Raw genomic sequence first — 13,035 nt, 5'->3', positions numbered from 1 at the left:
GAAACGATGTGGCAGGAACGGCGAATTCGTCCGAATAGGCGTTTCAGGAGCCCGGACCGCTCGCCGCCGGGGCGCAGCGGGTAAGGCGAGAGCCCCGGCGCGGACGCCGGGGCTCTCGGTGGGCCGCGGGACGGGCCGGGAGGGGCCGTCAGTCCTTGATCTCGCAGATCACCGTGCCGGACGAGATCGAGCCGCCGACCTGCGCCGTCAGCCCCTTGACGGTGCCCGCCCGGTGGGCGTTCAGCGGCTGCTCCATCTTCATCGCCTCCAGGACGACGATCAGTTCGCCCTCGGCGACCTCCTGGCCCTCCTCGACGGCGACCTTCACGATCGTGCCCTGCATCGGGGAGGCCAGCGTGTCCCCGGACGCGGCGGAGGCGGACTTCTTCGCCGCCCGGCGCCGGGCGGGCTTGGCGCCGCCGGCGACCGCCGCACGGGCCAGCGGCATGCCCAGCGACGCGGGCAGGGAGACCTCCAGGCGCTTGCCGCCGACCTCGACGACGACCGTCTCGCGGGTGTCGCCCTCCTCGTCCTCCTCGGCCCCCGCACCGGCGAACGGCTTGATCTCGTTGACGAACTCCGTCTCGATCCACCGGGTGTGGACGGCGAAGGGCTCGCCCTCGCGGCCGTTCACCTCGGGCGCGAACGCCGGGTCGGCGGTGACCACGCGGTGGAAGGGGATCGCGGTGGCCATGCCCTCGACGGTGAACTCCGCGAGCGCCCGCGCCGCGCGCTGGAGCGCCTGCTGCCGGGTGGCGCCGGTGACGATCAGCTTGGCCAGCAGGGAGTCCCAGGCGGGACCGATGACCGAGCCCGTCTCCACGCCGGCGTCCAGCCGCACGCCGGGACCGGCCGGCGGGTCGAACCGCGTGACCGTGCCGGGGGCGGGCAGGAAGTTGCGGCCCGGGTCCTCGCCGTTGATGCGGAACTCGAAGGAGTGGCCGCGCAGCGGCGGGTCGTCGTAGCCCAGCTCCTCGCCGTCGGCGATGCGGAACATCTCCCGCACGAGGTCGATGCCGGTGACCTCCTCGGTGACCGGGTGCTCCACCTGGAGGCGGGTGTTGACCTCCAGGAAGGAGATCGTCCCGTCCTGTCCGACGAGGAACTCGCAGGTGCCCGCGCCGACGTAGCCGGCCTCCTTGAGGATGGCCTTGGACGCCCGGTACAGCTCGGCGTTCTGCGCGTCGCTGAGGAACGGCGCCGGGGCCTCCTCGACCAGCTTCTGGTGGCGGCGCTGGAGCGAGCAGTCCCGGGTGGAGACGACGACCACGTTGCCGTGGGTGTCGGCCAGGCACTGCGTCTCCACGTGGCGCGGCCGGTCGAGGTAGCGCTCGACGAAGCACTCGCCGCGGCCGAAGGCCGCGACGGCCTCGCGCACGGCCGAGTCGTACAGCTCCGGCACCTCTTCGAGGGTGCGGGCCACCTTCAGGCCGCGGCCGCCGCCGCCGAACGCCGCCTTGATGGCGATCGGCAGGCCGTGCTCCTCGGCGAAGGCGACGACCTCCTCGGCGCCGCTGACCGGGTCCTTGGTGCCCGCCACCAGCGGGGCGCCCGCGCGCTGTGCGATGTGCCGCGCGGCGACCTTGTCGCCCAGGTCGCGGATGGCCTGCGGGGGCGGGCCGATCCAGGTGAGCCCGGCGTCGAGCACGGCCTGCGCGAAGTCGGCGTTCTCGGAGAGGAATCCGTAGCCGGGGTGGATCGCGTCCGCGCCGGAGTCGGCGGCCGCCCTCAGGACCTTGGAGACGTCCAGGTAGCTGGTGGCCGGGGTGTCACCACCCAGCGCGAAGGCCTCGTCCGCTGCGCGGACGTGCAGGGCGTCCCGGTCCGGATCGGCGTAGACGGCCACGCTCGCGATCTGGGCGTCCCGGCAGGCCCGGGCGACGCGGACAGCGATTTCGCCGCGGTTGGCGATGAGCACCTTGCGCACGATGGCTCCCTCCTTGGAACAAGCTGAGTTTAGGTACTGGCGACACCACACGCCGAGTCAACCAGTGGGGTGAGCTTGCCCACACGGTCAGTAGCAGGGCCTGCTCGCATCCTCCCCGTCGCCTTGCGGTCCCACGGTACGCCGGGGGCACGAGTCTGACTGGAGGCCCGGATTGTGTCCAAGGTCTCGCCGTGCACCGGTGCGGTGTCCTGACGAACATTTGTGGGACCCCTACTAAGGGCCGGGGGAATCTTTGCCGCTCACCGGCCGCTCCCGGCGCGGTGTGGAGCGAGGTCTCCGCGCATCCATTACCCGCCAGTAGCGTGCGTGCGGTGAGACGGCGGGGACGGCAGGCGGTGCGCGCGGCGGGAGCGGGGGCCGCGACGCCGGGAGGCGCCCGCCCGCCACCCGCGCCGCGGGCCACCGGCCGGGCGCTGTGGCCGTCCGGCCCGTCGGCCGGCCCGCGTGCGCGCTGCCGGCGACGGTGCCCGCGCACCCCGTCCGTGCGCTGTTCCCCCGGGCGCCGCCGTCACGGCGGAACCCTCCCGTACCCGGGCGCGGCCTCACCGGCGGTCAGCCCCGGCCCGTCCACAGGCTGGTGATCGGGACACCCAGCTCCGCCAGCAGGCGGCGCAGCAGGGGCAGGGACAGCCCGATGACGTTGCCCGGATCGCCGTCGATGCCCTCGACGAACGGCGCCGACCGCCCGTCCAGGGTGAACGCGCCGGCCACGTGCAGCGGTTCGCCCGAGGCGACGTAGGCGGCGATCTCCGCGTCGCTCGGCTCGGCGAAGCGGACGGTCGTCGCGGCCGTCGCGCTCCGGCGCCGCCCGTCGGCGGTGTCCACGACGCAGTGGCCGGTCATCAGCACCCCGGAACGGCCGCGCATCGTCTTCCAGCGCGCGATGGCGTCCTCCGCGTCGGCGGGCTTGCCCAGCGGGCGCCCGTCCAGCTCCAGCACCGAATCGCACCCCACGACCAGCGCGTTCGCCGCCTGGGGGCGCATGGCCACGGCGTCCGCCTTCGCCTCGGCCAGGACGAGCGCCAGCTCGGCGGGCGAGGGGGCGTCCAGCGCGTCCTCGTCCACGCCGCTGACGATCACCTCGGGCGCCAGCCCGGCCTGGCGCAGCAGCCCGAGCCTGGCGGGCGACTGGGAGGCGAGCACGAGACGGCGGGCGGGGGAGCCGGGCGAGGGCGGGTCGTTCGTCATGGGCTCATCGTAGAAGCCGGAACGGCCCCGGCGGGCCGGTCCTGACCGACCCGTGGACCGGCGCTTAGCGCGCGCCGAGCACGAAGGTCACCACCAGGATCACGGCAGCCAGGCACCAGCCCGCGCGGCGCAGTTGCGCCTGGGCCGCGCGCAGCCGCTCCGAGGGCTGGTCGGGGGGATCGGACCACAGCATCCTTCCAGCGTGCGCCGCCCCGCGCCGCCGTGCCTGAGTACCCGTACTCATCTCCGGCGCCGCCCGCGCGGGCGGCGCCGGCGGACCGCCCCCGGCCTCCTTACGCGGGCCAGAACGTGGTGCGCCAGGCCCCCGGGCCGGGATGGGGCAGGCGGCGCGGGACGAGCCGGGCCGGGTCGGACCACCCGGAGACGTTCCGCGCGCCGGACTCCGCCGACGCGGCGGCCGCCGCCCGCGCCTGGACGACCGCCAGCGCGGCGGCCAGCTCCTCGGGCGTGGGATTGCCGCGGACGACCTTGATCATGGCGTTCACCCTCCGGGAGGTCAGAGCGGGATGTTGCCGTGCTTCTTCGGCGGGAGCTGCTCGCGCTTGCTGCGCAGGGAGCGCAGGCCGCGCACGACGTGCCGCCGCGTCTCGGACGGCAGCACCACCGCGTCCACGTACCCGCGCTCGGCGGCGGCGTACGGGTTGAGCAGCGCGTCCTCGTACTCCTCGGTCAGCTTCCCGCGCAGCGTCTCACGCTCCGCCCCCTCCTCGACAGCCGCGAGCGTGCGCCGGTGCAGGATGTTCACCGCGCCCTGCGCGCCCATCACGGCGATCTGCGCCGTCGGCCAGGCGAAGTTGAGGTCGGCGCCCAGGTGCTTGGAGCCCATCACGTCGTACGCGCCGCCGAACGCCTTGCGCGTGATGACCGTGATCAGCGGCACCGTCGCCTCCGCGTAGGCGTAGATCAGCTTCGCGCCGCGCCGGATGATGCCGTTGAACTCCTGCTCGGTGCCCGGCAGGAACCCGGGGACGTCCACGAACGTCAGGACCGGCACGTTGAAGGCGTCGCAGGTGCGCACGAAGCGGGCGGCCTTCTCGCTGGCGTCGATGTCCAGGCACCCGGCGAACTGGAGCGGCTGGTTGGCGACGACGCCGACGGGATGGCCCTCCACCCGGCCGAAACCGGTGATCATGTTGGGCGCGAACAGCGCCTGCGTCTCCAGGAACTCGCCGTCGTCCAGCACGTGTTCGATGACGCCGTGCATGTCGTAGGGCTGGTTCGCCGAGTCGGGGATGAGCGTGTCCAGCTCCCGGTCCCGCTCGGACGTCTCCAGGTCCACGTCCTCGGGGAAGACCGGCGGCTCCGTCAGGTTGTTGGACGGCAGGTAGGACAGCAGCGCCTTCACGTACTCGACGGCGTCCTTCTCGTCCCCCGCCATGTGGTGCGCGACGCCCGAGGTGGAGTTGTGGGTGCGCGCGCCGCCCAGCTCCTCGAAGCCGACGTCCTCACCCGTCACCGTCTTGATCACGTCCGGGCCGGTGATGAACATGTGCGACGTCTTGTCCACCATCACCGTGAAGTCGGTGATGGCCGGGGAGTACACCGCGCCGCCCGCGCACGGGCCCATGATGAGCGAGATCTGCGGGATCACGCCGGAGGCGTGCACGTTGCGGCGGAAGATCTCCGCGAACAGCCCGAGCGCGACCACACCCTCCTGGATGCGCGCGCCGCCGCCGTCGTTGATGCCGATGACCGGGCAGCCGGTCTTCAGCGCGAAGTCCATGACCTTGACGATCTTCTCGCCGTACACCTCGCCGAGCGAGCCGCCGAAGATCGTGAAGTCCTGCGAGTAGACCGCGACCGGGCGCCCGTCCACCGTGCCGTAGCCCGTGACCACCCCGTCGCCGTAGGGGCGGTTGCGCTCCAGGCCGAAGTTGGTCGAGCGGTGCCGCGCGAACTCGTCCAGCTCCGTGAACGAGCCCTCGTCGAGCAGCAGCTCCACCCGCTCGCGCGCCGTCAGTTTGCCCTTGGCGTGCTGCTTCTCGACGGCGCGGGCCGACCCGGCGTGCGTGGCCTCGGTGGTGCGCCGCCGGAAATCGGCGATCTTGCCCGCCGTGGTGTGGATGTCGGGGGTGCTTTCCTGCTCGGACACGGGGAGCGGCTCCTAGTCGTCCTCGGGGCTACCGACTCGTAGGGTATCGGCGCGGGCCCCTTCCGGCGGTGCGGCGTTGGCCACACCCGGCGCCCGGGCGCGCCGGGCGGCTCGTGCCGGGGCCGCGGCGCCCGGCACACCCTAGGCTTCGTCGCCATGACACCGCAGACGCCCTCCTCCCCGCACCCCGGCGCCGCCGGGGGGCCGTCCCGCTGGAGCGACCTGGAGCGGCCGCCACTGGACGCCGCCGCCCTGCGCCGGGCGCTAGTGCGTCCCGGCGGCCTGTGGACGGCGCTCGACGTCGTTCCGGAGACCGGCTCCACCAACACCGACCTCGTCGAGCGGCTGCGCGGCGGCGAACCGGTCGCCGAGGGCACCGTCCTCGTCGCCGAGGAGCAGACGGCCGGCCGCGGCCGGCTGGACCGGTACTGGGACGCGCCGCCGCGCAGCGGCCTCTTCCTCTCCTTCGTGCTGCACCCGGGACCCGCCGTGCCGCGGGCCGCCTGGAGCTGGCTGCCGCTGCTGTGCGGCGTCGGCGCCGCGACCGCGCTCGCCCGCACCGCCGGGGTGGACACCGCGCTCAAGTGGCCCAACGACCTGCTCGCGGACGTCGACGGCGAGGAGCGCAAGGTCGGCGGCATCCTCGCCGAGCACGCCGGGGGCGCGGCGGGCGGCGAACCCGGCGCCGTCGTCGTCGGCGTCGGCCTCAACGTCTCGCTGCGCGCCGGTGAGCTGCCCGTCCCCGGGGCCGGGTCGCTGCTGCTCGCGGGCGCCGCGCGCACCGACCGCGACCCGCTGCTGCGCGCGCTGCTGCGCGGCGTCGAGCAGTGGTACGGCCTGTGGCGCGGGGCGGGCGGGGACGCGGCGGCCTGCCGCCTCCAGGAGGCGTACGCGGCCGGGTGCGCCACCCTGGGCCGCCGGGTCCGCGCGGAGCTGCCGGGCGGCGGCGCCCTGTCGGGCGAGGCCGTGGCGGTGGACGGCGGCGGACGGCTCGTCGTGGCCACGGCCGACGGCACCCGGCAGGCGGTGGACGCGGGCGACGTCGTCCACCTCCGCCCGGCGCGGTGAGCGGCGGCGGGGCGCTCCGCCCGGCGGCGCCGCTCCCTGACGTGAGCTGGCACCGCTCCCTGACGTGAGCTAGGGCACACCTGCCGTATCGTGGTGGCCGGGTGCGGCGCGGTGGGCGCGCGGCGCAGGGATACGGAAGGGCAGTGCGCAGGCACGTCATGCGCAGGAACCTGGCAAGGGGCGGGCAGTGACCGCGGACGAAGCGGCCGAGCCGCCCTCCGAGGACACCGGCGGGGACGCCGGGCCGGGCGAGGCGGACGCGCCCCGCCCCTTTGGCGGCGCCCGGGAGGAGCGCAGGCAGCGCGACGCCCGCGAGGACGCCGGACAGGACGATCCGCTCGCCCTCAAGGTGGAGGAGCTGATCCTCGGCTCAGCCCGCACCTACACCCCGTTCCAGGCGGCCCGCGCCGCCGACGTGCCGATGGACCTGGCCTCCCGGTTCTGGCGGGCCATGGGCTTCGCGGACATCGGCCAGGCCCGCGCGCTGACCGAGGCGGACGTGCTGGCCCTGCGGCGCCTGGCGGGCCTGGTCGAGGCCGGGCTGCTGAACGAGGCCATGGCGATCCAGGTGGCCCGCTCCACCGGGCAGACGACCGCCCGGCTCGCCGAGTGGCAGGTCGACTCGTTCCTGGCCGGGCTCACCGTCTCGCCGGAACCGGGCATGAGCCGCATGGAGATCACCTACCCGCTGGTGGAGCTGCTGCTGCCGGAGCTGCAGGAGTTCCTCGTCTACGTCTGGCGGCGGCAGCTCGCCGCGGCCACCGGGCGCGTGGTGCAGGCGCAGGACGACGAGGAGATGGTGGACCGCCGCCTGGCCGTGGGCTTCGCCGACCTCGTCGGCTTCACCCGGCTCACCCGCCGGCTGGAGGAGGAGGAACTGGGCGAGCTGGTCGAGGCGTTCGAGACGACGGCCGCCGACCTGGTCGCCGCGCACGGCGGCCGGCTCATCAAGACCCTCGGGGACGAGGTCCTGTACGTGGCCGACGACCCCGGGGTGGCCGCCGAGATCGGGCTGCGGCTCATCGAGACCCTGTCCGGCGACGACACGATGCCCGAACTGCGCGTGGGCATGGCCTTCGGGACGGTCACCACGCGCATGGGCGACGTCTTCGGCAACACGGTCAACCTCGCCAGCCGCCTCACGTCGATAGCGCCGAAGGACACGGTGCTGGTGGACGGCGTCCTGCGCGAGGAGCTGACGGCCTCCGGCGACGCCCCGCGCTCGGAGAAGGAACCGGCCGCCGACGCCGGGTACCGGTTCGCCCTGCGGCCGCTGTACCAGCGCCCGGTGCGCGGGCTCGGCGTCGTGGAGCCCTGGCTGCTGAGCCGCCGCGGCTGACGGACGGCCCCCGGCGGCTGCTGACGGGCGCGGCCCCCGCGGCTAGGGTGTGAGCGACCGTTAACCTGCTGGGAGGGTGGCGCGATGACGCGGTACGGCACATGGGTCGAGGTCCGCAAGGACGCCGGGACGCACGTGGCCGAGCTGGTGCTCGACCGGCCGAAGGCCATGAACGCGGTCTCCACCGAGATGGCCGCCTCCATCGCCGCCGCCTGCGCGGCGCTGGGCACCGACGCCGAGGTGCGGGCGGTGGCGCTCACCTCCCGCTGCGAGCGGGCGTTCTGCGTCGGCGCCGACCTCAAGGAGCGCAATCGCTTCACCGACGCGGAGCTGGGCCGCCAGCGCCCGTACGCGCGGGCCGCCTACACCGGTGTCCTCCAGCTCCCCGTGCCGGTGGTGGCCGCCGTGCACGGGTTCGCGCTGGGCGGCGGCTTCGAACTGGCCCTGTCCTGTGACGTGATCGTGGCGGACACCACCGCCGTCGTCGGTCTGCCCGAGGTGTCCGTCGGCGTCATCCCGGGCGGCGGCGGCACGCAGCTCCTGCCCCGCCGGGTGGGCGCGGCCCGCGCCGCCGAGCTGGTCTTCACCGGGCGCCGGGTGGCCGCCGAGGAGGCGAAGTCGCTGGGGCTGGTGGACGAGCTGGTGCCGGAGGGCACCGACCGCGACGAGGCGCTGGCGCTGGCCGGACGCATCGCCGCGAACTCCCCGGTGGGCCTGCGCGCCGCCAAGCGCGCGCTGCGCACCGGCTGGGGCATGCCGCTCGCCGCCGGTCTTGAGGTGGAGGACGCGGCGTGGCGCACCGTCGCGTTCTCCGGCGACCGGGCCGAGGGGGTGGCGGCGTTCAACGAGAAGCGTCCGCCGCGCTGGCCCGGGGAGTGAGTGGGGGAGCGCGGGGCGGAACGGCCGGCCCCGGGCGCGGTCCGGCCCGGAGGGCCAAGTCGGACGAAGCCTCCTAACCTGGAGCGTATGGGTGAGGACGCGAGGCTGTGCGCCGTGCTGCGGCTGGCCCAGGCCATGGCCGCGGCGACGGCCTCGCGGGAGGCCGTCCGGGCGGCGGCCACGGGGGCGCGCGCGGCGCTGGACGGTTCCTTCGCGGCGTTGTCGGTCTGGGAGCGGTCCCGGGGGCGGCTGCGGGTGCTGGTGAACGAAGGGGAGCTGGCGGCGGACGAAGAAACGTTTCCTCCCGACGAGTCCTATCCCGTCCGGCACGATCCCGGCAGCACCGGGTTCCGCCACGACCGCCGGGTGGCCGCGCTGCGCCGCCGGGGCCGGGGGAGCAGCGTCGCCGCGCCGATCGTGCTGGACGGCCGGGCCTGGGGCGAGCTGTACGTCGCCCGCCCGTCCGGCGCGGCCCCCTTCACCGGCGCCGACACCCGCTTCGCCACCGTGCTCGCGGCCGTCGTCGCGGCGGGCATCGCGCAGCACGAGCGCCTGGAGGAGGTACGGCACCTGGCCTTCACCGACCCGCTCACCGGCCTCGGCAACCGGCGGGCCGTCGACCTGCGGCTGGACGAGGCGCTCCGGCGGCACCGCGCCGACGGCAGCGTGGTCAGCCTCGTCGTGCTCGACCTCAACGGGCTCAAGGAGGTCAACGACACCGGCGGCCACGCGGCGGGTGACCGGCTCCTGGAGCGCTTCGGCTCGCTGCTGTCCCGGTGCGGGGCGATGCTGCCCGGCGCGCTCGCGGCCCGGCTGGGCGGCGACGAGTTCTGCCTCCTCGCGGTGGGCCCGCCCGCCGACGAGGTGGTGCGGGTGGCCGAGGAGGTGTGCGCCCACGCCGCCGGGCTGGAGGACGGCCAGGGCGTCGCCTGCGGCGTGGCCTCCACCGGCGACCCGATCGGCCCGGTGCGCTCCCCCCGCCGGCTGCTGCGGCTCGCGGACGCCGCGCAGTACCGGGCGAAGGCCGTCCGGGCCGACAAGCCGGTCGTCGCGGGCCGGGAGATCGTCCACCTCGCGGACGAGACCCCGCCCCCGCCCGGCGACCGCCGCCGCTTCCGCAGCCGCTGACCCCGCGCCCGCCGCGCGGACCTCCGGGGCCGCCCGGCACGGGCGTGCGGCGCCCGGCACGGGCGTCAGAAGCCGCCCGCGGCGGCGAGGGCGGCGCCGACTCCCACGAACAGCCAGCCGGTCGTGCGTTCCCACAGCCTCCTGGCCCGGGGCCGGGCCAGGAGGGCGCTCAGCGCGGCGGCGACGGCGACCACCCCGGCCCAGTACGCGACCCCGAACGCGATGTCGACGGCGCCGAGCAGGAGGACCTGCGCCGCCGTGGCCGCGCCCGGGTCCAGGAACTGGGGCAGGATGCTGAGGAAGAACAGGGCGGCCTTGGGGTTCAGCAGGTTGGTCAGGAGCCCCTCGCGGAAGCCGCCGTACCCGTCCCGCCCGCCGGGCCGCCCCGCCGCCGCGCCACCGTCGGCGCTCTCCCGCCCGGCCGCCCCGGCTCCGGCGTCCTCCTGCCCGCCCGTCCCCCGCCCGGCCGTCCCCGCCGCGGCGGCCTCCCGCCGGGTGGCGCGCAGGGTGCTGACGCCGAGGTAGACCAGGTAGGCGGCCCCGGCGAGCCGGACGGTGGTGAAGGCCGTGGCGGACTGGGCCAGGAGCACGGACAGCCCGAGGGCGGCGGCCACCATGTGGACGCACAGTCCGGTCTGCGCGCCCAGGGCCGCCCGCCATCCGGCCCGCCGGCTGCGCGTCGCCGCCCTGGCGATGACCAGGAAGTCGGGTCCGGGCACCAGGTAGGCCAGCGCCACGACGCCGAGGAACCCGGGCCAGTTGACGGACATGGGCCGCTCCTCCCGCTCACTCGCGCGTGCCGGAGGGGAACGCCTTCCCCTTCAGGTGCGGGGACGCCAGGACGGACTGCGGGAACGTGCGCCGCGCGCGGCGTCCCCCGCGGCGGCCGGCGGGACGTTTCGCCGGGGTCAGGACGGCCCCCAGCGAGGCGACGGTCACGCAGGCGATGGCCAGCCACTGCCAGCCGTTGAGCAGCTCGCTCAGCACCAGGATCGCGGCGAGACCGGCGACCGCGGGTTCGAGGCTCTCCAGGACGGCGACGGTCCGCGCGGGCAGGCGGCGCAGGGCGGCGAGGTCCAGCGAGTAGGGGATGGCCGCGGAGAGCACCGCCACGCCGAGACCGGCCAGCAGCACCCCGGGCTCCAGGAGCGCGGTGCCGCCCTCGCCGATCCCGGTGGGCAGGGAGAGCAGGGCGGCGAAGGCGACGGCGTAGGCGAGGTAGGAGCCGTCGAGGCTCCGCGTCCCGGCCCGTTTGTTGAGCACGACGTAGGCGGCCATGGCCGCGGCGGAGACGAGGCCGTAGACCAGGCCGATCAGCGGCAGCCCGTGACCGCCCCCGAAGGGGTCGGCGAACAGGGCGACGCCGAGCCACGCGAGCGCGCCCCACACCAGGTCGAGCAGGCGCCGGGAGCCGGCGAGGGCGAGCACCAGGGGGCCCAGGAACTGGAGGGTCACCGCGACGCCGACGTCCAGGTGGCGCAGCGCGAGGTAGACGACGTTCATCCCGGCGATGGCCGTCCCGAGCGCCATGACCAGACCGCGTTCGCGCCAGCCGCTCGGCAGCCGGGGCCGCCACAGCGCCAGCAGGATGACGGCGGCGAACACCAGCCGCAGCGTCACGACGCCGAAGGGCCCGACCGCGCCGAACATCTGCTTGCCGAACGCCTGTCCCACCTGGATGCCGATCACGCTCCCCACGACGAGCAGGGGGGCGGGGACGCGCTCCGAGAGCCGCCTCGGCCGGTGCTCCGGGCTCGCCGGGGGCGCGGGGGAGGTCGTCGTCTGCTGAGCAGCCATGGGTCCAGTCTCGGAGGCTCGCGCGTCAATGTCCATCTAAACTTAACTACATACTGGATGTAGACCGGTCTAAACTGTGGTCATGATCGATCTCCGCCGGCTCCAGGTCCTGCGCACCGTGCGGCAGCACCGGACCGTCACGGGCGCCGCGGCGGCGCTGCACCTGACGCCGTCCGCCGTGTCCCAGCAAGTGCAGTCGCTGGCCCGGGACCTGGGCGTCGCCCTGGTCGAGCGGCAGGGACGCGGCGTCGTCCTGACCGCGGCCGCCGAAACGCTGCTGCGGCACGCGGACGTCCTCTACGCGCAGTGGGAGGTGGCGCAGGGCGAACTCGCCGCCCACCGGGACGGCAGCCGTGCGGGCCCGCTGTCGATGGGCGCCTTCCCCACCGCCCTGGCCGCGCTGGTGGCACCGGCGGCGGTACGGATGGAGCACAGCGGCTCGCCCGCGCCGGTCCGGCTGACCGAGGCGGAGTCGTCGCAGTGCTTCGACCTGTTGCAGTCGGGGGTGCTGGACGTCGCCGTCGTCGTGCCCCTGCCGGACAGCCCGGCCCCCGCGGACACCCGCTTCGAGCAGGAGTTCCTCCTCGACGACCCCCAGGACCTCATCGTCCCGCACGGCCACGCGCTCGACGCCGGACGGCCCGTCGCCCTGGCCGACGCGCGGGAGGAGCGGTTCGTCGCCGCGCCGCGGAACATCGACCAGCACCAGCTGATCCTCGCCGCCTGCCAGGCGGCCGGCTTCACACCCCGGATCGAGCACGAGGCCCAGGAGTGGAACGCCATCGTCTCCCTGGTGGCGCACGGGTTCGGCGTGAGCCTGCTGCCCCGGCTCGCCCCCATCCCCTCCGGCCTGCCCGTCCGGCGGGTGCCGCTGCACGGGCAGCCCTCGCCGTCCCGGCGCCTGCTCACCTGCGTACGCCGGGGCAGCGCCCGGCAGCGCGCCATCGCCGGCGGCCTGGCGGCCCTGCGGGCCGTCGCCGCGGAACACACCACCGGCGCCGCGCCCCCGCGGGGGTGACGGCGCCGGTGATGTGCTCCGCGGGACGGCGGCCCGCCCTACCCGCCCGGCGGGCACGGGTGCTGGGCGTGGCCGTGGTAGACGACCGGCACCCGTTCCCGGTGGTGGGTGCTGTGCAGCACCTGGCCGACCACCAGCGTGTGGTCCCACATCTCCTGGCAGCTCTCGACCCGGCAGACGAACCCCGCCGCGGCGTCGCTCAGCACCGGCTGCCCCTCCTGGTAGGTGTGCGGCACCCCGGCGAACCGCTCGTCGGGACGGCCCCGCGCGAAGCGCTGCGTGAGGTCGCGCTGCTCCCAGCTCAGCAGGCTGACGGAGAACCCCCCGCCGTGCCGGATGCGGTGCACCGTCCGGCTGGAGGAGGCCAGGGAGACCACCAGGCTCGGTGGCTCCAGGGAAAGGGAGAGGACCGCGTTGGCCGTGCAGCCGGTGGGGCCCTCCCCCGTCTGCGTGGAGACCACGGTCACGAACGTCGGCATGTGCGCCATCGCCGCCCGGAAGGCCGTCACGTCACGGGTCTGCTCTGCGGTGTCGGTCGGTGCGGTCATACCTGCTCC

General features: G+C 75.2%; 13 protein-coding genes. 5 read left to right on the top strand and 8 right to left on the bottom strand.

Annotated elements, in window-relative coordinates; translation table 11 throughout:
* Positions 1–148: 148 nt before the first annotated feature.
* The 5 genes from V1J52_RS06650 to V1J52_RS06630 form a co-directional block, all read right to left on the bottom strand.
* Positions 149–1,927: an acetyl/propionyl/methylcrotonyl-CoA carboxylase subunit alpha gene (locus tag V1J52_RS06650; protein ID WP_330138655.1), complete on the bottom strand. Its 1,779-nt coding sequence runs from the start codon at positions 1,925–1,927 to the stop codon at positions 149–151.
* A 573-nt stretch (positions 1,928–2,500) separates the two neighbouring features.
* Positions 2,501–3,136: a Maf family protein gene (locus tag V1J52_RS06645; protein WP_330138654.1), complete on the bottom strand. Its 636-nt coding sequence runs from the start codon at positions 3,134–3,136 to the stop codon at positions 2,501–2,503.
* 64 nt (positions 3,137–3,200) lie between these two features.
* Positions 3,201–3,329: a morphogenic membrane protein MmpB gene (gene mmpB / locus V1J52_RS06640; protein WP_330138653.1), complete on the bottom strand. Its 129-nt coding sequence runs from the start codon at positions 3,327–3,329 to the stop codon at positions 3,201–3,203.
* Between the two features lie 100 nt (positions 3,330–3,429).
* On the bottom strand, positions 3,430–3,633 hold the full coding sequence (locus V1J52_RS06635; RefSeq protein WP_330138652.1) for an acyl-CoA carboxylase subunit epsilon: 204 nt from the start codon (positions 3,631–3,633) through the stop codon (positions 3,430–3,432).
* Positions 3,634–3,653: 20 nt separating this feature from the next.
* On the bottom strand, positions 3,654–5,249 hold the full coding sequence (locus V1J52_RS06630) for an acyl-CoA carboxylase subunit beta (protein ID WP_330138651.1): 1,596 nt from the start codon (positions 5,247–5,249) through the stop codon (positions 3,654–3,656).
* 156 nt (positions 5,250–5,405) lie between these two features.
* On the opposite strand from V1J52_RS06630, the gene V1J52_RS06625 reads away from it, so the two are divergent.
* From V1J52_RS06625 to V1J52_RS06610, 4 genes are all read left to right on the top strand, one after another.
* Positions 5,406–6,317 (top strand): biotin--[acetyl-CoA-carboxylase] ligase, encoded by a 912-nt coding sequence (locus V1J52_RS06625; RefSeq protein ID WP_330138650.1) that lies wholly within the window; start codon positions 5,406–5,408, stop codon positions 6,315–6,317.
* Positions 6,318–6,504: 187 nt separating this feature from the next.
* Positions 6,505–7,656, top strand: coding sequence for an adenylate/guanylate cyclase domain-containing protein (locus V1J52_RS06620; RefSeq protein ID WP_330138649.1), 1,152 nt, complete (start codon positions 6,505–6,507; stop codon positions 7,654–7,656).
* Positions 7,657–7,740: 84 nt separating this feature from the next.
* Positions 7,741–8,535: an enoyl-CoA hydratase/isomerase family protein gene (locus V1J52_RS06615; protein WP_330138648.1), complete on the top strand. Its 795-nt coding sequence runs from the start codon at positions 7,741–7,743 to the stop codon at positions 8,533–8,535.
* Positions 8,536–8,622: 87 nt separating this feature from the next.
* Positions 8,623–9,663 carry a GGDEF domain-containing protein gene (locus V1J52_RS06610; RefSeq protein ID WP_330138647.1) on the top strand — a complete coding sequence of 347 codons (1,041 nt, stop codon included), beginning with the start codon at positions 8,623–8,625 and terminating at the stop codon, positions 9,661–9,663.
* A 65-nt stretch (positions 9,664–9,728) separates the two neighbouring features.
* On the opposite strand, the gene V1J52_RS06605 is transcribed toward V1J52_RS06610, so the two are convergent.
* Positions 9,729–10,433 carry a LysE family translocator gene (locus tag V1J52_RS06605; RefSeq protein WP_330138646.1) on the bottom strand — a complete coding sequence of 235 codons (705 nt, stop codon included), beginning with the start codon at positions 10,431–10,433 and terminating at the stop codon, positions 9,729–9,731.
* 16 nt (positions 10,434–10,449) lie between these two features.
* Positions 10,450–11,460, bottom strand: coding sequence for an EamA family transporter (locus tag V1J52_RS06600; protein ID WP_330138645.1), 1,011 nt, complete (start codon positions 11,458–11,460; stop codon positions 10,450–10,452).
* 82 nt (positions 11,461–11,542) lie between these two features.
* Between V1J52_RS06600 and V1J52_RS06595 the strand changes: the two genes are divergently transcribed.
* A complete protein-coding gene (locus tag V1J52_RS06595) occupies positions 11,543–12,478 on the top strand; it encodes a LysR family transcriptional regulator (protein ID WP_330138644.1) in 936 nt (311 codons plus the stop codon).
* Positions 12,479–12,516: 38 nt separating this feature from the next.
* On the opposite strand, the gene V1J52_RS06590 is transcribed toward V1J52_RS06595, so the two are convergent.
* Positions 12,517–13,026 (bottom strand): flavin reductase family protein, encoded by a 510-nt coding sequence (locus V1J52_RS06590; RefSeq protein ID WP_330138643.1) that lies wholly within the window; start codon positions 13,024–13,026, stop codon positions 12,517–12,519.
* Positions 13,027–13,035 lie beyond the last annotated feature (9 nt).

The sequence above is a fragment of the Streptomyces solitudinis genome, assembly GCF_036323765.1.
Lineage (GTDB): Bacteria > Actinomycetota > Actinomycetes > Streptomycetales > Streptomycetaceae > Streptomyces.
Note: the sequence above shows the minus strand (reverse complement) of the source record. Positions and strands in the feature narration are given on the sequence as shown.

Coding starts and splice junctions, on each gene's coding strand:
- V1J52_RS06600 (WP_330138645.1), bottom strand. CDS start 11,460: ATGGCTGCTCAGCAGACGACGACCTCCCCCGCGCCCCCGGCGAGCCCG.
- V1J52_RS06595 (WP_330138644.1), top strand. CDS start 11,543: ATGATCGATCTCCGCCGGCTCCAGGTCCTGCGCACCGTGCGGCAGCAC.
- V1J52_RS06610 (WP_330138647.1), top strand. CDS start 8,623: ATGGGTGAGGACGCGAGGCTGTGCGCCGTGCTGCGGCTGGCCCAGGCC.
- V1J52_RS06645 (WP_330138654.1), bottom strand. CDS start 3,136: ATGACGAACGACCCGCCCTCGCCCGGCTCCCCCGCCCGCCGTCTCGTG.
- V1J52_RS06615 (WP_330138648.1), top strand. CDS start 7,741: ATGACGCGGTACGGCACATGGGTCGAGGTCCGCAAGGACGCCGGGACG.
- V1J52_RS06590 (WP_330138643.1), bottom strand. CDS start 13,026: ATGACCGCACCGACCGACACCGCAGAGCAGACCCGTGACGTGACGGCC.
- mmpB (WP_330138653.1), bottom strand. CDS start 3,329: ATGCTGTGGTCCGATCCCCCCGACCAGCCCTCGGAGCGGCTGCGCGCG.
- V1J52_RS06625 (WP_330138650.1), top strand. CDS start 5,406: ATGACACCGCAGACGCCCTCCTCCCCGCACCCCGGCGCCGCCGGGGGG.
- V1J52_RS06635 (WP_330138652.1), bottom strand. CDS start 3,633: ATGATCAAGGTCGTCCGCGGCAATCCCACGCCCGAGGAGCTGGCCGCC.
- V1J52_RS06605 (WP_330138646.1), bottom strand. CDS start 10,433: ATGTCCGTCAACTGGCCCGGGTTCCTCGGCGTCGTGGCGCTGGCCTAC.